Genomic DNA, 20,072 nt, shown 5'->3' on the forward strand with positions numbered 1-20,072 from the left:
GTCATGGGCGGGACCCCGCAGCAGGTGGAAAACGCCGCGGAAATCGCGATGGAACACAACCTCGGCCTGACCTGCGACCCGATCGGCGGGCTCGTGCAGATCCCCTGCATCGAACGCAACGCCATCGCCGCCGCGAAGGCCATCAACGCCGCCAAAATGGCCCTCTGGGGCGACGGCACACACCGGGTCTCCCTCGACGAAGTCATCGTCACCATGCGCGAAACCGGCAAGGACATGAGCTCCAAATACAAAGAAACCGCCATGGGCGGCCTCGCCGTCAACGTCGTGGAATGCTGACTCAGTTGTATAGTGCAGCCCACAAGTTCAGGCTGGCGGCGAACACCAGCCAGGAGACGTAGGGCAACAGCAGGAGGCCCGCGGCACGGCTGATGGGGCCGAAGAACAGGACGGTTACGGTCACAGCTACTATCAGGGCGATGATGACGGCGAAGCCGAGCCAGAGCGCCGCCGTGCCCATCACCGGATAGAGGCCGAAGAACACCGGCGTCCACAGCAGGTTCAGCAGCAGCTGGATTCCGTAGGCAACCAACGCAGGTGTGGAGCGTTCAGCACGGCGGCGCCAGACGAGCCACGCAGCCACTGCCATGGCAGTGTAGAGCAGCGTCCAGACCGGGCCGAATACCCAGTTGGGCGGTGACCACGGGGCCTTGTCCGCGGCGACGTACCAGCCGTTCACATTGTTCAGCGTGGCGATGGCACCCAGCCAGGACACCAGTGCGGAAGCAGCCAGGAACACCGCCAGTCCGAGCACCTGAACGCCGGCGCTGTGGCTTTCGAGGCCGGACCCGGACCCGCGGACGGACGCGCCGGGACCGGCCATGGACTGTTCGCGGTGAGCCTGCATCCTTCAACCCTTGCCAGTCCGGAGTGCCGCGTCAAGCGCCGGACCGGCACCGGCCACGTAGGCACTGGGTTTCCCCCTCCACCCGCTCTGCCCCCTGACTCTGTTCACAGTCAGGGGGCAGTGCCACTATGGAGCTATGACTGGGGGATATGACCGGGACTTCTTACGGGCACGCCTTGAGCTGCCTAGCCCGCCGGCAGCAACGGTTCTGCTTGACTACATCCACTTTTCGGTCCGGCTGCGTGCCGCGCGCAAACTGGCCGCCGTCGTCGGGGTGAACATCAACGGACGCGAGCTTGTGCCGCTGGCCCGCGAAGGAACCTGGCATTTTGATTCGCGGGTTCCGAAGGAGCAGCAGGCAGGGCCGGACGTTTACAAGAACAACGCATTCGACCGCGGCCATCTCGTGCGGCGGCTGGATCCCGTCTGGGGCGACACGACCACGGCCAAGGCAGCCAACCAGGACACTTTCGCCTTCACCAACGCCGCACCCCAGGTTGACGACTTCAACCAGGGCAAGGAACTGTGGGTCGGGCTGGAGGACCACGTGCTCAACCATGCCGACCTCAACGACGCCAAGCTCAGCGTCTTCACCGGGCCCGTCCTGGAGGAGGACGACCTGCCCTACCGCGGCGTCCAGATTCCCAGGAAGTTCTGGAAGGTCGCTGCCTGGACCATGGACGGCAAACTTGCTGCAGCGGGATTCCTGCTGGACCAGTCGCCGCTGCTGGGGAAATTGGAGCTCAAGAAGGCTATCCGGGAACGGCTTCTGGCGGACGAACCACCGCCGCTTGGCCCGTTCCGCACCTTTCAGGTCCCGGTGCGGCATATCGCCGAGCTGACCGGGCTGAGCCTTTCCCGGCTCGAAAACGCGGACCGGCTCGTCAAAAGCCAGCGCTCCCGGGGCAAGGAACCCATGGCGTTACGGCTCGAATCCATGGAGCAGATCCGGCTCTGAGGACGCGGCCGGGGGGGAGGGTGCCCGGTCAGTGTCTTCCGAGGCAGGGCCGATAGACTTGTGGATTGCATGCCCGGCATGCAGCCGAAGCCCTGCCTGCAAAGATTGGACACCGCGCACTTGCGAGAATTCACCGCCCGCTTTGCCTCCGCCGAGGAGGTCGCCAACTGGGACACCCACGTCACTGCGAACCCGAACGGCGGAAACCTGCTGCAGTCTGAGGCTTTTGCCCAGGTCAAGCAGCACTTCGGCTGGAAGCCCCTCCACCTGGTCTACGAAACTGCCGACTACACGAGCTACAACCTGGTGCTGGAGAAGTCCTTCCCGGTCCTCGGCAAGCTCTGGTATCTCATCAAGGGGCCGGACGTGGCAGCAGTGGAGGACATCCCGGGAATCGCCGCCGCAAACGCCGAGTTCGTTAAGCGGGCAAAGCTCGGCGTCTTCGCCATCAAGATCGAGCCTGACATCATCCTCTCCGAGGATGCCAAACGGGTGATCGAGGGCGCGGGCCTGGTCAAGACCCACAACCTGCAGCCGAACGACTCCACCGCGCTGCTCGACATCGCGCCGGACGAGAACCAGTTGCTGCGAAACCTGCATTCCAGGGGGCGCAACGCCGTCCGCCGGGCCATCCGGGAGGGTGTGGAAGTCCACAACGCGGAGGCCACCGAGGAGAACTTCAGGGCCATGTACGCCCTCATGACCACCACGGTGGAAGCGAAGTCGCAGGTCAGGGTCCGGGAATACGAGTACTACCGGAAGTTCTGGACCAACTTCATTGAGCGCGGCCAGGGCCGGCTGCTGTTCGTCTACGAGAACGGGGTCCCCTCCGTGGGCGCCTTCGTGATCAACTACGGCCGGAAGGGGACGTACAAGGACGGCGGTTCGCTGCAGAAGCGCAGCCAGTACGGCGACTCACACCTGGTCCAATGGACGGCGATCAACCAGGTCAAGGAACTCGGCTGCACGGAATACGACTTTTGCGGAACGCCGCCAAGCGACAGACTCAAGGACACCTCCAACCCGTTCCACGGGCTGGGGCTGTTCAAGACGAGTTTCAGCAAGACGGTCACCGACTTCGTGGGATGCTACGACCAGGTGATCGGCCCGCTGAAATACAAGGCCTGGCTGGCCGCCGGCGAACGCGTCGCGCGCCAGCTGTACACCCGGCGAACAGGCCAGCAGTTCTACTAGAAACCCTTTGTGATGCCCTTGAGGAGGCCGCAATGACCAAAGCACCGGACGGTCGCCGCAGGCCGCCGACGGGGGCGCTGCCCCCGACCGAACCACTCACCGCGTCCCAGGTACAGCAGAACGCCGCGGCAAAGCGCATGCTGCGGAGGCTGGTACATGGCGAAAACCCGCCCACGGCCCCTATGAGCATCGTGGACAGGCTTGCGGGCAGTCCGTACGCCAACCCCATGATCCAGGTGGGGGGAGTGGACACGTCCGCGCGCAAGACCATCGACTTCGCGCTCCACCTGGCCGAGTCCATGTTCCGGTACGGCGCTGGTGCCCTGGAAGTGGAGACCAGCATCATCGCTATTACCGCCGCCCTGGGCCTGAAGCACATCGAAGTGGACATCACCAACCAATCGGTGGCCATCAACTACGCCCCCAAGGACCAGACACCCATCACCCTGCTGCGGGTGGTACGGTCCTGGACCAACAACTACGCGGGCCTGGCCCAGGTGCACCAGCTGGTCACGGAGATTGTGGCCGGCGGTGTGGGCCGCGACGAAGCAGTACGCCGGCTGGACGACATCGTCCGGAGCTCCAAGCCATTTCCGCGGTGGATGGTTACGGTCGCGTTCGCAGTGTTCGCCGCCGTCTTCGTCGGCGTGCTCGGTGGCGGGCTCGGAGCCTCCGCGGTTGCCTTCGTCTCCAACCTGCTGGTCAGCTTCCTGGCCCGGCGGCTGAGCCGCTGGCGCACACCGGACTTCTTTATTACCGCATCGTGCGCGTTCCTGGTCACCTTCATCGCCCTGCTCGTGTCGCGTTTCGGCAGCCCGGTGGGGATACAGATCGCCCCCGAGATCGTGGTGGTCGGCGGCATCCTGCTGCTGCTTCCGACCGGAAGGCTCGTCTCGTCGGTACAGGATGCCATCAACGGCTTCCCGGTCACCGCGGCCGGCCGTTTCCTGTCGACCATCCTGACCTTCGGCGCCCTCGTGACCGGCATCGCCGTCGGCTTCGTGGTGGTCGCAAAGACCGGCATGGAGCCGATCGACGTCACCAAAACCTTCCCTCCGGCGTACCCGTGGTGGGCAATTGGAGTCTTCGTTGCCATCGCCGTCGTCGCGATCGGGATCACCGAACAGACAACCTGGAAGCTTCTCCTCCCCACGGCGGCCGTGGGTGTCATCGGCTATCTGGTCCTCATCGGTGGAGAGGCACTGGGAATCGGGCCGCGCTTTTCGCCGGCCCTGGCCGCCGTCGTCATCGGCTTGCTCGGCCGGGTGGTGGCACTCCGGATGGGCGCCCCGCAGCTGGTGGTTGCCGTCCCCGCCGCACTGATCCTGTTGCCGGGACTCACCATATTCCGGTCCATGTATGTATTGACGATCGAAGAGTCGGATATCCTGCTGGGCGCCGGGGGCATGCTGAACGCAGGGGCGATCGTTCTCGGCGTTGCCGCCGGGATCGTCCTGGGCGATACCTTGGCCCGTCCGCTGACCCGCAGCCTGGCCAGCAACGAACGCCGGCGCGCCCGCCGCCGCTAGCCGGGCACAGCCTCCGCTTCCGGATCAGTTCCCGCCCGCGGTCCGCTGGATCGGTCCGCTAGATCTGGCCGATGGGGAGCTTCTTTTCAGCCTGGAAGTCGTCCTCCACTCGCCCGCAGGCCCAGTACCCGGAAAGCGATACCTGCCCGCGTTCCAGGCCCCGCTCACGGAAGAGGACCTCCCGGAGGGACTTCATGTAGCCGCGCTCGCCGTGGGCGAATACCTGCACCCGGCCGCCAGGCCACTCGGCATCCCGTACGGCGTTGATCAGCAGTTCGCTGCTTCCGGCAGGGACGCCGTCACGCGGCAGCCACCGGATCTGCAGCCCGGCCGGTGCCGCTATCGGCTGGATCTCGGCGTCGCTGTCCACCTCCAGGAACGCCAGGCCACGGGCCTCCGCCGGCAACGACTCGATGGCGGCTGCAATTGCAGGGAGGGCGGCCTCGTCTCCGGCGAAGAGGTGCCAGTCGGCAGCAGGGTCGGGGTTGTAGCCACCGCCCGGCCCGGTGAACACCAGGCTGTCGCCGGGCTGGGCTTTGGCCGCCCAGGGCCCCGCCAGGCCCTCGTCGCCGTGGATCACAAAGTCGATGGCCAGCTCACGGTTTTCTTCATCAACCCAGCGAACCGTGTACGTCCGGGTGTGCGGCCACTGTTCACGCGGCATGGATTCCCGGACCGCCCAGAGGTCCAGGGGGAGCGGGTATTCGACGTCGGGCTGGGGAAAGGCGATCTTCACGTAACGGTCGACGTAATCGTTGTTCACGTAGCTGGAGAAGCCCTCGCCGCCGGCCACGATCCGCACCATGTGGGGCGAGAGTTCCTCGCGCCTGAGGACCGTGAGATTCGTCTGGGGACGCGATTTTCGGCTGGCTGAAGTGGTTGCGGGCAGTGAAGTCATGTAAGTAAGCCTAGGCTAAGTAACTGGGGGAAGCTCCCAGTCCACCGGCTCCGAACCCAATGACCGGAGCGTTTCGTTGGCTTGGCTGAACGGCCGGGAACCGAAGAATCCGCGCGAGGCTGACAAGGGGCTGGGATGGGCGCTGGCCAGCACATGTGCGTTCCCCAGCAGGGGCCGGACGTTCTCGGCATCTTTGCCCCACAGGACGGCCACTAAGGGCACAGGGCCGCCGTCGGCAGAGCGCCGTCCGGCAAGGGCGGCAATGGCCGCCGTTGTAATGGGCTCCCACCCTTTGCCGCGGTGGGATCCCGCCGCGCCAGCGCGGACTGTAAGGACGCGGTTCAGCAGGAGTACCCCCTGCTCCGCCCACCGTGACAGGTCACCGTGGATACGGGCCGGCAGGCCCAGGTCGGCTTCAAGTTCCTTGTAGATGTTCGCCAGGCTGCGCGGAATGGGCCGGGTGTGCCCGTCAACTGCGAAGGACAGCCCGATGGGGTGGCCAGGGGTCGGGTACGGGTCCTGGCCCACGATGAGCACCCTGACGTCAGCAAGCGGTCGCCGAAAGGCGCGCAGGACGTTCGACGGCGCCGGAAGCACCGGGTGCCCGGCCGCCACTTCTGCTGCCAGGAACTTCAGGACGCTGCGCAGTTCTGCTTCGACAGCGGCAAGCGCCGCGGCCCAGTCGGGAGCCACCAGTTCCGCCAACGGCATCCGCGCCATCTCGGCGAACCCCAAACCCGCGCCCGCAGCCGGCTCCAGCTCGAATAAAGCTTCAGAATCAAACACGAGTCTATTCTCGCAGTGATGGGTTCCAGGAGCCGGTGAATGGGTCCCGCCAGCCTCACGGCGGCGCGTCACACTGCGTAAATGACACGCGTGTTATTCGCCCGTACCATGGAAAGAGACTTTATCCGGATCAAGTGAAGGAGTTTGCCGTGGCCGAACCAGTGCGCGATGATCTGTCACTTGCGGACACCGGCAGCCAAACCGCGGTGACCCTGGACCTCCTGCCCGCCCTGCAGCCGGGCTCACGGCTGAGTGAGCGGGACCAGCAAATGCTGGGGCTGGAGCGGCAGTGGTGGAAGTATGCCGGGGCAAAGGAGCAAGCCATCCGGGAGCTGTTCGACCTCTCGGCCACCCACTATTACCAGATCCTCAACTCGCTGATTGATACCGAGGACGCCCTCGCCCACGACCCCATGCTCGTGAAGAGATTGCGTAGACTACGTACGTCACGCCAACGGGCACGCACGGCGCGCCGTTTGGGCTCAGACGCGTAAGAGTCAGGGCTGAGAAATCAGCAAGTACCAGCAAGGACATCGTTTTACCATGACCAAATACGCTCGGGATGAATTCGACAAGGTCCCGGAGACCTCCTCACGACAGGGTGTCCACCGGGTCGCTTCCGATGCTCCCCGGCGCCGGCTGGGACCCATTCTGGCAGTCGGCGTTGTGGCTCTCGCCATCGGCCTGGTTGCCTTCCTGTTCCTGCCTAAACTGGGATTCGCCCCCACCGGCAGCCCGCTCATGGCGGCAGGGTCCGCCCAGGAAAGTCCTTCCGCTTCCTCCTCCGCTGAGGCGTCGCAGACAGCATCCCAGAGCGCCGAGCCCAGCGCGGATCCAAGCACGACTCCCTCCGCCGGTGAAGTGCTCCCCACCACCGGCACTCCATCCACCGCTCCCGAGGACGACGCACCGGCTGTTGACAAGTCCCAGCCCGTGGCGGTCTACAACGGGACCGCGACTGCAGGGCTTGCGGGCCGGGTGAGCAACACCGTTTCGGCGGACGGCTGGACACTCGGACCGGTGGGCAACTGGGGCGGAATGCCGCAGAAATCCTCCGTGATTTACTACAGCGGGGCTGAGCAAAAAGCCAACGCCGAGGCCTTGGGCGAACTCCTCAACATCACCTCGCTCGTGGACTCCGCTGAATTCCAGCAGCCTGTCGTGGTGGTCCTCGGGCCCGGCTTCCAGTAGGGGAATTCGGTTACGCCTGAATAACTATTGGAGGCTCGCAGGCCGCGGTCCTGCGCCCGGCAACGGCAATAGCTAGAGTGATTCCGGATGCCGCGCCGCAACGCGCGGACCGTCCCGACGGCGCACAGTGACGTGGGCCGAACAGAAGCAACCGGAAAGAGTGGGCATCATGGCATTGGGAACCGTCAAATGGTTCAACGCCGAAAAAGGCTATGGCTTCGTCACCGTTGACGGCTCCGGCGACGACGTCTTCGTCCACTGGTCGGCCATCGAGGGCGAGGGCTACCGGGCCCTGGACGAAGGGCAGCGGGTGCAGTTCGAAGTGGGCGAAGGCGAAAAGGGTCCCCAGGCAGAAAACGTCCGGCCGGCCTGATGCTTCCTTCCGCGCCGGTGCATGGCACAACGGTTCCCGTCCGCTCCGGCGTTGCGCGGCTGCGGTTCGCCGCCGCTGTGGTGATTGCCGCAGGCACGGCACTGGTGCTGGCCGGCTGCTCCGGCCAGACCGGAAACGCCCGTGTCGACGCGGTCGATGCCGGCGGTGACGGGACGCTGCGGATCGGCCTGATCCTGGACAACACGGGAAAGCAGTCGTTCCTGAACTCCTCGCAGCTCGCAGCGGCCAAGCTCGCCGTCGAGGAGATCAACGCCGCAGGGGGCCACAAGGGGCGGCCGGTGGAACTGCTCCCGGAGAAAATCAGCGAGGACACAACGGCTCAGGCCAAGGAACTCGTGGCGGCGAAGGCTGATGTAGTCATCGGTCCCACCGACTCAAGCCGCGCGCCGGGCGCGATTGATGTCCTGGCACGCGCCAAAGTGGCTGTCATTTCCCCGGCGAATGCCGCGCATGGCCTCTCCCGGTACCGGAGCGGCGGGTACTACTTCCGCACGTCAGCAGCCGACGTGGCCCAGGCTCCCGTCCTGGTCAAACTCGCCAAGGACGGCGGGGCCAGGACCATAGCGGTCCTGCACGAGGAAGGCAGCTACGGCAAGGACGTCTCCGTGGCAGTCTCAGCCGCCGCCAAGGCGGCCGGCCTTGGCACCGTCGCAGATGCTGAATTCACGCCTGGCCAGGCACAACAGGCGGCCACGGCCGCCAAGGCCGCCGGCCCGGACGCCGTTATCCTGGTGGCCCGCACCGGTGCCCAGGGCGCCATTGCAGAACTCAACAACAAAGGTCTGGCCGGCAAAAAGCTCATCCTCAGCGACGGCGCCATCAACCAGTACGGCTCCGCCCTCGGGTCCAAGGCCCTCGACGGCGCCCGCGGGATCCTTCCGGGCGTCTTCCCGTCGGCGCACTTCCAGGGCGAGCTCGTGGCGGTGGATCCCGGGCTCAAGGACATGACGTTTGCCGCGGAAACTTACGACGCGGTGAACCTGGCGGCCATCGCCGCGGCCGCGGCCCAGGACGATGCCGGATCCTCCATTGCCGCGGGGCTGATTGCCGTCTCCGGCGGGAGTGCGAAGTCCGGCGGAACAGTGCCGTCCGCAGCTTCGGGGGAGGACGCGGCCGCGGTGTGCAAAAACTACAAGGAATGCGCCGACGCCATCAAGGCCGGAAAGCCCGCGGATTACGACGGCGAGTCCGGCCGGATCGGCTTCGATGCCAACGGGGACGTGACCTCGGCCAACTACATGGTGTTCACTTATTCCGCGGACAACAAGGCCAGGATGACCGGCAGCGAAACTGCCGCCCGCGCCGGCGGCTGATCGCTCCTAGCGTAGCGGGGGCCGCAGGCGCGCCATTTCCCGCAGTCTCTGCTTGCACTCTCCCCGGGGGAGTGCTAATTATTGACTTAGCACTCCCACGGACTGACTGCTAAATCGACGCCCGGTTCCGGCCGGTTGTGGAGTAAGCGGGAAGGACTAAGGAGCGAAAGAAATACCTTGCTGGGGTGAGATCCCATCCGCGCGGCATACAGAGGCCGACGGTGAAGGGTCGTCCGTCGCGGGCGCCGCAGCGAAGGTTCATTCTTAACGACTGTCCCGAAAGGACTACTGCCGTTATGGCCAAGATCATTGCATTTGATGAAGAGGCACGCCGCGGCCTTGAGCGGGGCCTGAACATCCTCGCCGACGCCGTCAAGGTCACCCTCGGCCCGCGTGGACGCAACGTCGTCCTCGAAAAGAAGTGGGGCGCCCCCACGATCACCAACGATGGTGTTTCCATCGCCAAGGAGATCGAGCTGGACGATCCCTACGAGAAGATCGGCGCCGAGCTGGTCAAGGAAGTTGCCAAGAAGACGGACGACGTCGCTGGCGACGGCACCACCACGGCAACCGTGCTGGCACAGGCCCTGGTCAAGGAAGGCCTGCGCAACGTCGCAGCCGGCGCTGACCCGCTGTCCCTGAAGCGCGGCATCGAGAAGGCTGTTGAAGCCGTCACCATCGAGCTGCTCGCTTCCGCCAAGGAAATCGAAACCAAGGAAGAGATTGCCGCTACGGCATCCATCTCCGCCGGTGACGACGAAATCGGCGCGCTGATCGCTGAAGCGCTGGACAAGGTTGGCAAGGAAGGTGTTATCACCGTCGAGGAGTCCAACACCTTCGGCCTCGAGCTTGAGCTCACCGAAGGCATGCGCTTCGACAAGGGCTACATCTCCGCTTACTTCGTCACCGACGCTGAGCGCCAGGAAACGGTCCTCGAGGATCCGTACATCCTGATCGTCAACTCCAAGATCTCCAACGTCAAGGAACTGGTTGCTGTCCTCGAAAAGGTCATGCAGTCCAGCAAGCCGCTGCTGATCATTGCCGAAGACATCGAGGGCGAGGCCCTGGCCACCCTGATCGTCAACAAGATCCGTGGCACCTTCAAGTCCGTCGCCGTCAAGGCTCCGGGTTTCGGCGACCGCCGCAAGGCGCAGCTCGCGGACATCGCCATCCTCACCGGTGGCCAGGTCATCTCCGAGGAAGTCGGCCTCAAGCTTGAGACCGCCGGCCTCGAACTCCTGGGCAAGGCACGCAAGGTTGTTGTCACCAAGGACGAGACGACCATCGTCGAGGGTGCAGGCGACGCAGATCAGATCGCCGGCCGCGTTTCCCAGATCCGCGCCGAGATCGAGAACTCCGATTCCGACTACGACCGCGAGAAGCTGCAGGAGCGCCTGGCCAAGCTGGCTGGCGGCGTTGCAGTCATCAAGGCCGGTGCCGCTACCGAAGTTGAGCTCAAGGAACGCAAGCACCGCATTGAGGACGCTGTCCGCAACGCCAAGGCTGCTGTTGAAGAAGGCATCGTTGCCGGTGGTGGCGTAGCCCTCATCCAGGCCGGCGCTAAGGCATTCGCCAACCTTCAGCTCGAAGGCGACGAGGCAACGGGCGCGAACATCGTCCGCGTTGCCATCGACGCACCGCTGAAGCAGATCGCATTCAACGCCGGCCTTGAGCCGGGCGTTGTTGTGGACAAGGTCCGCGGCCTGCCTGCAGGCCACGGCCTGAACGCTGCAACCGGACAGTACGTTGACCTGCTGGCTGCCGGCATCAACGACCCCGTCAAGGTAACGCGCTCTGCACTGCAGAACGCCGCTTCCATCGCGGGCCTGTTCCTCACCACCGAGGCCGTAGTGGCCGACAAGCCGGAGAAGAACGCTCCGGCCATGGGTGGCGGCGACGAGATGGGCGGCATGGGCGGTTTCTAACCTGTCCAACCGCGCCTGACGCACACACTAAGTGCGGCTCCCTCGATTCGAGGGGGCCGCACTTTGCGTTTGCCGGCCCAAGTCGAGTCGGCACGGACGGCTGGAGGCGACCGCTTACAGTCCCGCTAGGCGGGTACTGAACCCGCGCCCACTGAACTGGTTCATGCTGCGGAGAACCACAATGTCGGGCCGGTCTGGCAGGATAGTGCGGTGACGATTACTGCAGCGGCCGACGGTTCGGCTTTAGGAAATCCCGGTCCGGCCGGATGGGCCTGGTACGTGAACGATGACTGCTGGCGGGCGGGCGGCTGGCCGCACGGTACAAACAACCAGGGCGAGCTGATGGCTGTGCTGGATCTTTTCCGCTGCACAGCGCACCTTCCGGACGAGGAACTGCACATCCTGTGCGACAGCCAATACGTGATCAACTCGGTGACCAAATGGATGCCGGGGTGGAAGCGCAAGGGCTGGCGCAAGGCGGACGGCAAACCCGTGCTGAACGTGGAGATCCTTCGCGAAATCGACCAGTCGCTTGCAGGACGCAAGTACCGCTTTGAATGGGTGCGGGGTCACGCCGGCCATGACCTGAACGAAGCTGCTGACGACCGCGCCAGGGCCGCCGCGACCGCCTATCAGCAGGGCGTTGCAGTGCGGTCGGGGCCGGGCTTCGTGCGCGGGGACGAGGAAGCGGCCTCCCGGCCGCGCACGGGAGCCGGCGGTGGAACAGACCGTGCATCGGGCGGAGCCCCCGCAGCCGCCGCCCTCAAGGCGCCAGTGCAGCAGGAGCTCCTCACCCCGCCGGGACGCAGCAATCAGCCGGACCTTTTCAGCGAGCCTGACCTTTTCAGTGAGCTGGAAGCGGATCCCTTCGCCGCGCCGGCCGGGCCGGAAGCAGCCCCTGAGGCCATCGTGGAGGCACAGGAACGGGAGCTGCTCCGCCCCGACACCCGCGCCGACATCGGGCGTACAGGAGTGCTGCTGCACCCGGAGTTCACGGAGATCGGCACGTCAGGGCGGCTGTGGACGCGGGATTCAATGATGATGGCGCTCGAGGAAAACCCCGGCGGCGGAGCTGAACTGGACCTGATCGGTGCCGATCGGGTCGGAGCTGAGGCAGTCCTGTTGACCTACCGCAGCAAGGGAAGGGCGGGATCCTCGCTCCGCAGTTCGCTCTGGGTCCTCGACGGATCCCAGTGGCGCCTGCGCTTCCACCAGGGAACACCGGAAGCGTAAGCCGCGGCCCGGCGGTGCAGCCCGGCCGCACATCCGCCAAACAGGTTGGCCCAAGGAGTGGGCAGCACACATCGTCTGTCCGGTTTAGCTAAACCGCTGGGCATTGCCCTGCTCGGCCTGGGCGTAGGTGGCGGCCGCCGAGGTGAGGGCCAGGTTGATGGAGGCGAGGGAAGCCTCGACTTTGCCCTGGGTGAGGGTCCACTCCGTGATCAGCGCCTGGAAGTTGGTGGCAGCGGATCCGCGCCAGGTGCCCTGCAGTTCATCCAGCCCGCGCTTCATCGCCTGGACGTCCGCGCTGATGCGGTCCACCGTGGCCTTGACGTTCGCTGACTTGAGCTGGAGCAGTTCGGTATCAACAGAGATGATGCTCATGGTTATTGCCCTTCGACGCAGTGCGCACGCTTGTTCAAGCCTGCGGACGGCCCTGGGTGTCGGGACCGCTACGTCGAGCCTAGGAAGTGGGCGGAAAACCGCGCTACAACCACTGCCTATATGTGGACAACCTCGCCGCCGTCGCCGCCGTCGCGGTTACTGTCTGCATAGTCTGCTGATTCGTCCTGGAACGGAAGGCTGACAACCATGGTGGCACCGCCGCCGTCGGTCTGTTCCACCCGGACGTAGCCGGAGTGGGAGCCCACGATGGCCGCCACGATGGCCAGACCCAGGCCGCTGCCGCCTGTTTCGCGGGTCCGCGAGGTGTCCGCCCGGTAGAAACGCTCGAAGATCCGCGGAGCCTCGTCCTCGGAGATCCCGGGGCCATGGTCGCGCACCTCGATGACAGAGTGGCGTTGGCCGGTATCGCCGGTCCGTACGCCCACCGCGAGTTCAAGGGGCGTTCCTGCCGGGGTATAGCGCAGGGCGTTGCCCACCAGGTTTCCCACCACCTGGCGGAGCTTCGCCTCATCGCCCAGCACCGGCGCCGGAGACGGCGGCCCGCCGTCGAGGCCGGTCAGTGCTATGTTCCGGTCCCGGTCGCTGGCCTGGGTGTCCACCACGGCGTCGTTGGCCAGGAGCAGCAGGTCCACGGGCTTTTGCTGCAGGGGGCGCTGCTCGTCCAGCCGGGCCAGGAGCAGCAGGTCCTCCACCATGGAGCCCATCCGCTTGGCCTCGCTCTCGATCCGCCCCATCGCGGTGGCCACGTCCTCTTCCTTGGTCAGGGCACCCTGGCGGTAGAGCTCGGAGAACCCCCGGATCGTCACGAGGGGAGTGCGAAGCTCATGCGAAGCGTCAGCAGCAAAGCGGCGCATCCGCTCTTCCGAGGCCATCCGGGCTGCGAAGGCTGACTCAATGTGGCTGAGCATCGCGTTGAGCGAGCCGCCCAGCCGGCCCACTTCCGTGGCGGGATTCTCCACATCGACGCGGCGCGACAGGTCACCCGCAGCGATGGCGGCTGCTGTCTTTTCGACCCGCGTCAACGGGAGGAAGGACCTGGACACCGTCCAGGTGGCAATGAAGAAGGCAAGAACCAGCGTCAGGAAGCCCACCCCGATCACCACCAGCGCAGCGTGTTCCACGACGGAGTCCACGGGGGCCAGCGGCAGCCCGATAATCACGACGGCGTTGCGCTGGTTGCCGTCCAGCACGTTCAGCGCCACCACGCGCCAGTTGCGCCCGTCGGTTCCGCGGACCTGGAACGGGTCGAGGTCGAGCCTCTTGGCATCCGCCGGGGACAGGCTGTCGATGTCCGGGTGGGAGTCCTTGCTGCCGCCGAACGGGAAGGGGTCCTGGTCCGGGCGCAGGAGCATGAGGGAATAATCCGTGGGGATATTCGGGTTCTGTTCCTGCAACTGGCTGAAGGATTGCTGCTGCTTAACGGAGTTGACGGCGACCTTGAGCTTGTCGTCCACCTGCCCCTGCAGGTAGCTGTGCAGGAGCGTGAGCGTGCCGGAACCGGTCACGGCGAGTGCCACCAGCATCAGCGCCATCATGATGGCCACCAGCTGGGAACGCAGTGAGGCCGACTTCCAACGGTGTAGCAAGGTCAGCGCTTCTCGGCTGTCCGCAGTACGTAGCCCACCCCGCGCTTGGTCTGGATGAGGGCGGGGGCATCGGGGTCGATGTCAACCTTGCGGCGCAAGTAGGAGATGTAGGACTCCACGATCGAGGCGTCGCCGTTGAAGTCGTATTCCCACACATGGTCCAGGATCTGGGACTTGGACAGGACCCGGTTCGGGTTCAGCATGAGGTATCGCAGGAGCTTGAACTCGGTGGGCGAGAGCTCAATGACTGTCCCGCCACGCCGCACCTCGTGGGCGTCGTCGTCGAGCTCCAGGTCGTCCACCCGGATCACGGCGTCGTCGTCAATCATTGGCTGGGTGCGCCGGAGTACGGCGCGGATCCGGGCCACCACCTCGTCCAGGCTGAAGGGTTTGGTGACATAGTCGTCGCCGCCGACCGTGAGTCCGGTGACTTTGTCTTCGGTGTCATCCTTGGCGGTGAGGAAGAGGACGGGGAAGTGCTTGCCGGCGGCCCGCAGCCGGCGGGTCACCGTGAAGCCGTCCATGTCGGGCAGCATGACGTCAAGGACCGCAAGGTCGGGGGAGTGGAGCTCGGCGGCGGCGAGGGCATCGCGTCCGTTGCCGGCCGAGACGACCTCGAAGCCGGCGAACCTCAGCGACGTGGAGAGCAACTCGCGGATGTTTGGTTCATCATCGACGACGAGCAGCTTGGCTTCGGGACCGTTCTTTTTCATATCTCCCATGATGCTCCCAGAATCTGGGAGTTTTCTGAATGAATGTTGTGTGTCCCATGGGTCCGGCCTTGGGAGGTCCGCTCAGGTGGCTGTGGGATTCCGCCCAACGTCCTTGGCATCCATGATCCGGTAGGCATAGCCCTGCTCCGCCAGGAACCGCTGGCGCTTCGCTGCGAAGTCCTGGTCGAGCGTGTCCCGTGCCACCAGTGAATAGAACCGCGCCGCGCGGCCGTCCTGTTTGGGGCGCAGCAGGCGGCCCAGGCGCTGGGCTTCCTCCTGCCGGGAACCGAAGGAGCCGGACACCTGGATGGCGACCGAGGCCTCGGGAAGGTCAATGGAAAAGTTGGCCACCTTGGAAACCACCAGGGTGTGCACCTCGCCCGCCCGGAACGCGTCGAACAGCTTCTGGCGTTCCTTCACGGACGTGTCGCCTTTGATGACCGGGGCCTGCAGTCGTTCGCCCAGTTCGTCCAGCTGGTCAATGTACTGACCGATCACCAGCAGCTGCTCACCCCGGTGCTGCGCCACCAGCTGTTCCACCACATCGGACTTGGTTTCGGAGGTGGCGCACAGCCTGTACTTGTCGGCGTCTTCAGCCATGGCGTACGCAACACGTTCGTCGTGCGGCAGGTCCACCCTGACTTCCACGCAGTCCGCCGGCGCGATGTAGCCCTGGGCCTCGATGTCCTTCCACGGGGCGTCGTAGCGCTTGGGGCCGATCAGGCTGAAGACTTCGCCCTCGCGGCCGTCCTCGCGCACCAGGGTGGCCGTCAGGCCCAGCCGCCGCCGGGCCTGCAGGTCCGCGGTCATCCGGAAGATGGGTGCCGGCAGCAGGTGGACCTCGTCGTAGATGATCAGGCCCCAGTCGTGGCCGTCCACCAGTTCCAGGTGGGGATAGAGCCCGCCGCGTTTCGTCGTGAGGACCTGGTACGTCGCAATCGTGACCGGGCGGACTTCCTTGACCGAGCCGGAGTACTCGCCGATTTCGTCCGCCGTCAGCGACGTCCGCTTGATGAGCTCGTCCTTCCATTGCCGGGCGGACACGGTGTTGGTCACGAGGATCAACACCGTGGTGGAACTGATGGCCATGGCCGCCGCGCCCACCAGCGTTTTGCCCGCGCCACAGGGGAGCACCACCACTCCGCTGCCGCCGGCCCAGAAGTTCTCCGTGGCCAGCTTCTGGTACGGCCGGAGCTTCCAGCCGGTTTCATTGAGCATGATGGGGTGGGGCGTGCCGTCCACGTAGCCGGCGAGGTCCTCTGCGGGCCAGCCGATCTTGAGGAGCAACTGCTTTAGCTGCCCCCGCTGCGAGGAATGGACCACCACGGTTTCGCCGTCGATGCGCGGGCCCAGCAACGGCTGGATCTTCTTGGCACGGCAGACTTCCTCGAGCACGGGGTAATCGCTGGTCCGCATCACCAGTCCGTGCTGCGGATCCTTTTCCAACCGCAGCCGGCCGTACCGGGACATGGTTTCTTCGATGTCGATGAGCAGGGAATGCGGGACGGGAAAACGTGAATACTTCAGGAGGGTGTCCAGCACCCGTTCAGCATCCAGCCCTGCTGCGCGGGCGTTCCACAGGCCCAGGGGAGTGAGCCGGTAGCTGTGCACGTGCTCCGGCGCGCGCTCAAGCTCGGCGAAGGCGGCGATGGCGTGCCTGGCCTCCGTTGCCTGCTCATGGTCCACTTCGAGCAGGATGGTTTTGTCGCTCTGGACAATCAGGGGGCCGTCGTTCACGGCGCCAACGCCCGAAGGCTCCCGGTCGGGTGGATGCTGGTCACTGCTGGAATTCCTCTTCCGCCTCAATATCGATGATCCGGTGAATGGAGAGCACCCGCTCGGTTTCGCGGGCGGGGTCGAACACCCTGACCCGTCCTCCGGTCACAGACACCGGAACAACCGTTTCCCGGCTGGAATTCCCCTGGCTGTCCACAACGTTCATCACTACGGACTGCCGGAGCCGGATGGCCTTCTGCAGGGTTTCGAGCCCGAGCTGCGTTGCTTCCTCACCCGTTGATCCGGCCGGCGGGCGGTGGCTCCCGTTGCCGTTCCCGCCGTGGGGGCCCTTGTGGCTGCGGAGAATCGCCAGCTGGGCGTCGACGTCGGCCTCCGGAGGCGCCGTCCGCGGCGCGCTGTATACCGGGCGCCCGCTGCCCGGAACGGCAGTGGTGCGGCGCAGCCGGACCAGCGCTGATTCCGGTTCCTCGACGGCCGGCGACAATCCCAGGGCACGCAAAACCTGGGCGGTTTCCTTGGGCCCCGCGCGGGATATGAGGACCGTGGGCGCGATGCGTACCAGCCCCAGCCCGGACGCGCCGGATTCCTTGACCAGCTCCAGCAGGGCGTCCTCATCGTCGCTCTGGATAAAACTGGAGGCGCCACCCACCCGGAGCCTGCCGTGACGCGCCGCGGTGTCCTCCACGAGGTACTCAAGCGGCTGCGGCACCACAGTGGCCGAATGCTCGCGCAGGAAGCCCAACAAACTGGCGGCGTCGTGGCCGGCGTCGAGGGCGCGACGGATCGAGGCCACCGAGAAGCGGTAGATAGTGGCCGGACCCTGGCCCTCGGCGTCGGCCATCATCAGGAGCTTTTCGCTCAGCTCAGGTGCCAGGTATCCCGGCGCCACAGCGGTAAGGTCGGCCTGCAGCAGGACGTGGTTGAGTGCGGCCGGCAGATGCTCTCCCAGGATGTCCAAAGCCTCATCCGGACGCTCGGCGGCTATGGCCGAGCCCAGCTGGCTGAGCGCACCCGAACCGATGAGGCCGAGCATTTCGGCTTCGGCGAGGACACCGCGGATCAGCGAACTAAAACGCCTGGCCATGCGCGGCTGGGTCCACTCGGCGCGTTGCAGCACCGCCGCGGCGTCAAGGACCGGCGCCTTGCCATCCGCCTCGGCCGCCTCAAGCGTAAGTTCGTTCAGGATCTCCAGAATCCGTTTCCGGACCACTGGGGCGTCGGGCCGCTGGGCTTCAGCGGACAGTGCGTTGATGGTGGTGCCGGCCGCTGCACGATGCGGGGCGGGGCCCGCGCCGGGGCCGGTGATGGGCTGCCCCACCAGCGACGGGGCGCGCTCGCTGGCCAGCCAGGCATTGACCAGCCACAGCCACTGCTCCTGCCGCGGCAGCGTAAGCCACTCCAGCTGCTCTGGCTGGACCCAGGCGGAGCTGTCAACGTCAAGCCGGACGAGTCCGGCGAGGGCGCAGAGCTCCACCAGCAGGCCGGCGTCGTGCAGTTCGATCCGGAGCGAGTCGGCCAGCCGCTTCATCTCGCGCACCCCGACGCCGCCGCTCCGCAATGTCACGAGCGGCTGCTCGCGCACGCAGTACAGGAGGTCGCCTGTCAGCCGGAGGGTTTCTGCGATGGCGCCCAAGGCGGCATTGCGCCGCAGTGCCGCCGTGGTCTGTCCAAGCCTGGGGACAGGGGGAGTCAGGGTGAAATCCTCGATCACGGCTCCGCCGCGGAGCGAGATGCCCACGCTGTGCGGCAACTCCACGTGCGCGGCGTCCAGCGGGACCAGCAGGCCCCTCGCCAGGAGCCAGTCCACCGGGCCGACGTCGGAACCTTCGTTAAGGACCGAAGCGCGCCGTTGCGCCTGGGGGACCGCGCCCATGGCCCAGTTCCCGAAGCGTGCCAGAAGCCCGGTGGTCCGCTCCGGGGCCGTGGCGAGGATCCGGTTCAGCGCCTCCGGCGTGGCCGTCCAGTGCTGCAGCGCCAGGGCGGCTTCCATGGGCGTTGTTGCGGGATGGATGGCGGCACCGCTGTGGTGCAGCTCGGCTACGAGTTGCACCACGCGCTGGGCGAAGGCCGGCTGGAGCCGGACCAGCTCCGTGTAGCTACGGCCCAGCCCGGCCGGATAAATTCCCACGACGTCCCGAAGGCTTCCCACCGGAAGATAGAACCGTTGGCGGGGACCGGCAGGCAGCGCGGCGCCGTGCGGGGGATCGGCACGGTGCACCAGGGCCAGTTCCTCAAGGGAATGCAGGATCCGTTCAATGGCGGAAAGCGACGCGCCGTGGACCAGTTTCTTCAGCCCCGCAGCCGAAGCGCTGTGGGCAGTGTCCGTGTTGGTGCAAAGGTGAAGGGTCTCCAGGACCTGCATCTGGGGCCGGTTCAGCCGCTCCAGCGCCCGTTGCACACTGACTCGTGCGCTGGCCCGGGCCGCCAGGGCCGGGAAGTCCGGAACGTTCGGTGAGATGAGGTCCGGCCGCGCGGAGAACAAGGCCCGCAACGAGTCATCGCTGCGTGCCTCCAATTCCTTGCTGAGCGCGCGAATAAGGGACATCAGTTCAACGTTACCGCCCGCCGGACTTTCCTGCCCGGCGCCGGGCGGCAACGCCGTCGATCACCAGGATAATCATCAGGAGGAATGCCAGCGGCAGGCCGTACAGGGCAAAGGACGTGACCCACACCGGGGCTGCGCTGCCGGCAAAGGCAATGGCCATGACGGCGCCCACGGCGGCCAGGGAAAAAACGGCAATGACCGCCGCAACTATCATCAGTGGCCGCCGGTAGCGGGAGGGTGTCATGGAAGTAACGCTAACAGCCCGGCCGTGCCCGTGCCGCAAAGCGGGAAACCGGGTCCCGGCAGGATAACCTTGAAGATACAGACCAACATGGTCCAGGCAGCCATACCCTGAACCCGCATATCAATGCGGATGCGGTGGCCGCCGGCCGTGTCACAGGAAGTCCAGAACGAAGAAGGTTGATTACGTGCCTACCGGCAAGGTCAAGTGGTATGACAAGGAAAAAGGCTTCGGATTCCTCGCGGGCGAGGACGGCCAGGAAGTATTCCTGCCCAAATCCGCCCTGCCCGAGGGCGTAACGGAGCTCAAGGCCGGCACCCGGGTGGAGTTTGGCGTGGCTGACGGTCGCAAGGGCGCACAAGCGCTCGGGTTGCGCGTGCTGGACAAGACACCGTCCATCGCCAAGGCAAAGCGTCCCAGCGCCAAGGACCTGGCCCCCCTGGTCCAGGACCTGGTGACCGTGCTGGATAACCTGTCCGGAACGCTGTCCGCCGGAAAGTACCCGGAAGGCAACAAGGCCAAGGCGATTGCCGCCGCCCTCCGTAAGGTTGCCGACGAGCTGGACGCTTAG

Annotated in this window: 20 protein-coding genes; 11 read left to right on the forward strand and 9 right to left on the reverse strand. The window is 65.7% G+C overall.

What is annotated here, in order from left to right:
- Positions 1–297, forward strand: a 297-nt coding sequence (locus AB0N24_RS05730; protein WP_364121663.1) for an L-serine ammonia-lyase, iron-sulfur-dependent, subunit alpha, incomplete at its 5' end; no start/stop codon positions are given.
- Between the two features lies 1 nt (position 298).
- Here AB0N24_RS05730 and AB0N24_RS05735 read toward each other — a convergent pair.
- Positions 299–865, reverse strand: a complete 567-nt coding sequence (locus tag AB0N24_RS05735; RefSeq protein WP_364121666.1) for a TspO/MBR family protein — start codon at positions 863–865, stop codon at positions 299–301.
- Positions 866–1,001: 136 nt separating this feature from the next.
- On the opposite strand from AB0N24_RS05735, the gene AB0N24_RS05740 reads away from it, so the two are divergent.
- The 3 genes from AB0N24_RS05740 (at position 1,002) to AB0N24_RS05750 (ending at position 4,546) form a co-directional block, all read left to right on the forward strand.
- A complete protein-coding gene (locus tag AB0N24_RS05740) occupies positions 1,002–1,823 on the forward strand; it encodes a DNA/RNA non-specific endonuclease (protein ID WP_364121669.1) in 822 nt (273 codons plus the stop codon).
- Between the two features lie 120 nt (positions 1,824–1,943).
- Entirely contained in the window at positions 1,944–3,017 is a 1,074-nt protein-coding gene (locus AB0N24_RS05745) for a peptidoglycan bridge formation glycyltransferase FemA/FemB family protein (RefSeq protein ID WP_364121672.1), read from the forward strand.
- A 32-nt stretch (positions 3,018–3,049) separates the two neighbouring features.
- A complete protein-coding gene (locus AB0N24_RS05750; protein WP_364121675.1) occupies positions 3,050–4,546 on the forward strand; it encodes a threonine/serine exporter family protein in 1,497 nt (498 codons plus the stop codon).
- Between the two features lie 58 nt (positions 4,547–4,604).
- Here the strand turns inward: AB0N24_RS05750 and AB0N24_RS05755 are convergent, their stop codons facing one another.
- Both AB0N24_RS05755 and AB0N24_RS05760 read right to left on the reverse strand, forming a co-directional pair.
- Positions 4,605–5,444 (reverse strand): siderophore-interacting protein, encoded by an 840-nt coding sequence (locus tag AB0N24_RS05755; RefSeq protein ID WP_364121677.1) that lies wholly within the window; start codon positions 5,442–5,444, stop codon positions 4,605–4,607.
- A gap of 15 nt (positions 5,445–5,459) precedes the next feature.
- Positions 5,460–6,230: a uracil-DNA glycosylase gene (locus tag AB0N24_RS05760; protein ID WP_364121680.1), complete on the reverse strand. Its 771-nt coding sequence runs from the start codon at positions 6,228–6,230 to the stop codon at positions 5,460–5,462.
- Between the two features lie 206 nt (positions 6,231–6,436).
- Here AB0N24_RS05760 and AB0N24_RS05765 point away from each other — a divergent pair, with 206 nt between their 5' ends.
- The 6 genes from AB0N24_RS05765 (at position 6,437) to AB0N24_RS05790 (ending at position 12,286) form a co-directional block, all read left to right on the forward strand.
- The gene (locus AB0N24_RS05765; RefSeq protein ID WP_364122374.1) at positions 6,437–6,724 is read left to right on the forward strand and encodes a DUF3263 domain-containing protein; all 288 of its coding nucleotides are present in this window, start codon (positions 6,437–6,439) and stop codon (positions 6,722–6,724) included.
- A gap of 49 nt (positions 6,725–6,773) precedes the next feature.
- The gene (locus tag AB0N24_RS05770) at positions 6,774–7,421 is read left to right on the forward strand and encodes a LytR C-terminal domain-containing protein (RefSeq protein WP_364121683.1); all 648 of its coding nucleotides are present in this window, start codon (positions 6,774–6,776) and stop codon (positions 7,419–7,421) included.
- Positions 7,422–7,590: 169 nt separating this feature from the next.
- The gene (locus tag AB0N24_RS05775) at positions 7,591–7,794 is read left to right on the forward strand and encodes a cold-shock protein (RefSeq protein ID WP_309977048.1); all 204 of its coding nucleotides are present in this window, start codon (positions 7,591–7,593) and stop codon (positions 7,792–7,794) included.
- A complete protein-coding gene (locus AB0N24_RS05780) occupies positions 7,794–9,128 on the forward strand; it encodes an ABC transporter substrate-binding protein (protein WP_364121686.1) in 1,335 nt (444 codons plus the stop codon). The genes AB0N24_RS05775 and AB0N24_RS05780 overlap by 1 nt, the downstream gene beginning before the upstream one ends.
- Positions 9,129–9,424: 296 nt before the next feature.
- Entirely contained in the window at positions 9,425–11,053 is a 1,629-nt protein-coding gene (groL, locus tag AB0N24_RS05785) for a chaperonin GroEL (protein WP_104173656.1), read from the forward strand.
- Between the two features lie 210 nt (positions 11,054–11,263).
- Positions 11,264–12,286, forward strand: a complete 1,023-nt coding sequence (locus AB0N24_RS05790) for a ribonuclease HI family protein (RefSeq protein ID WP_364121689.1) — start codon at positions 11,264–11,266, stop codon at positions 12,284–12,286.
- A gap of 84 nt (positions 12,287–12,370) precedes the next feature.
- Here the strand turns inward: AB0N24_RS05790 and AB0N24_RS05795 are convergent, their stop codons facing one another.
- From AB0N24_RS05795 to AB0N24_RS05820, 6 genes are all read right to left on the reverse strand, one after another.
- Entirely contained in the window at positions 12,371–12,658 is a 288-nt protein-coding gene (locus tag AB0N24_RS05795; protein ID WP_104173654.1) for a WXG100 family type VII secretion target, read from the reverse strand.
- Positions 12,659–12,774: 116 nt separating this feature from the next.
- Complete coding sequence (locus AB0N24_RS05800; protein ID WP_364121691.1) at positions 12,775–14,265, reverse strand: HAMP domain-containing sensor histidine kinase; 1,491 nt, start codon at positions 14,263–14,265, stop codon at positions 12,775–12,777.
- Positions 14,266–14,267: 2 nt separating this feature from the next.
- Positions 14,268–14,978 (reverse strand): response regulator transcription factor, encoded by a 711-nt coding sequence (locus tag AB0N24_RS05805; RefSeq protein WP_104173653.1) that lies wholly within the window; start codon positions 14,976–14,978, stop codon positions 14,268–14,270.
- Positions 14,979–15,059: 81 nt separating this feature from the next.
- Entirely contained in the window at positions 15,060–16,715 is a 1,656-nt protein-coding gene (locus tag AB0N24_RS05810; protein ID WP_364121694.1) for a DNA repair helicase XPB, read from the reverse strand.
- Between the two features lie 40 nt (positions 16,716–16,755).
- Positions 16,756–19,260 (reverse strand): helicase-associated domain-containing protein, encoded by a 2,505-nt coding sequence (locus AB0N24_RS05815; protein WP_364121697.1) that lies wholly within the window; start codon positions 19,258–19,260, stop codon positions 16,756–16,758.
- Between the two features lie 10 nt (positions 19,261–19,270).
- Positions 19,271–19,504 carry a hypothetical protein gene (locus AB0N24_RS05820; protein WP_214950357.1) on the reverse strand — a complete coding sequence of 78 codons (234 nt, stop codon included), beginning with the start codon at positions 19,502–19,504 and terminating at the stop codon, positions 19,271–19,273.
- 184 nt (positions 19,505–19,688) lie between these two features.
- Here AB0N24_RS05820 and AB0N24_RS05825 point away from each other — a divergent pair, with 184 nt between their 5' ends.
- Complete coding sequence (locus AB0N24_RS05825; RefSeq protein ID WP_011690655.1) at positions 19,689–20,072, forward strand: cold shock domain-containing protein; 384 nt, start codon at positions 19,689–19,691, stop codon at positions 20,070–20,072.

It is taken from the genome of Arthrobacter sp. NPDC093128 (assembly GCF_040683875.1).
Lineage (GTDB): Bacteria > Actinomycetota > Actinomycetes > Actinomycetales > Micrococcaceae > Arthrobacter.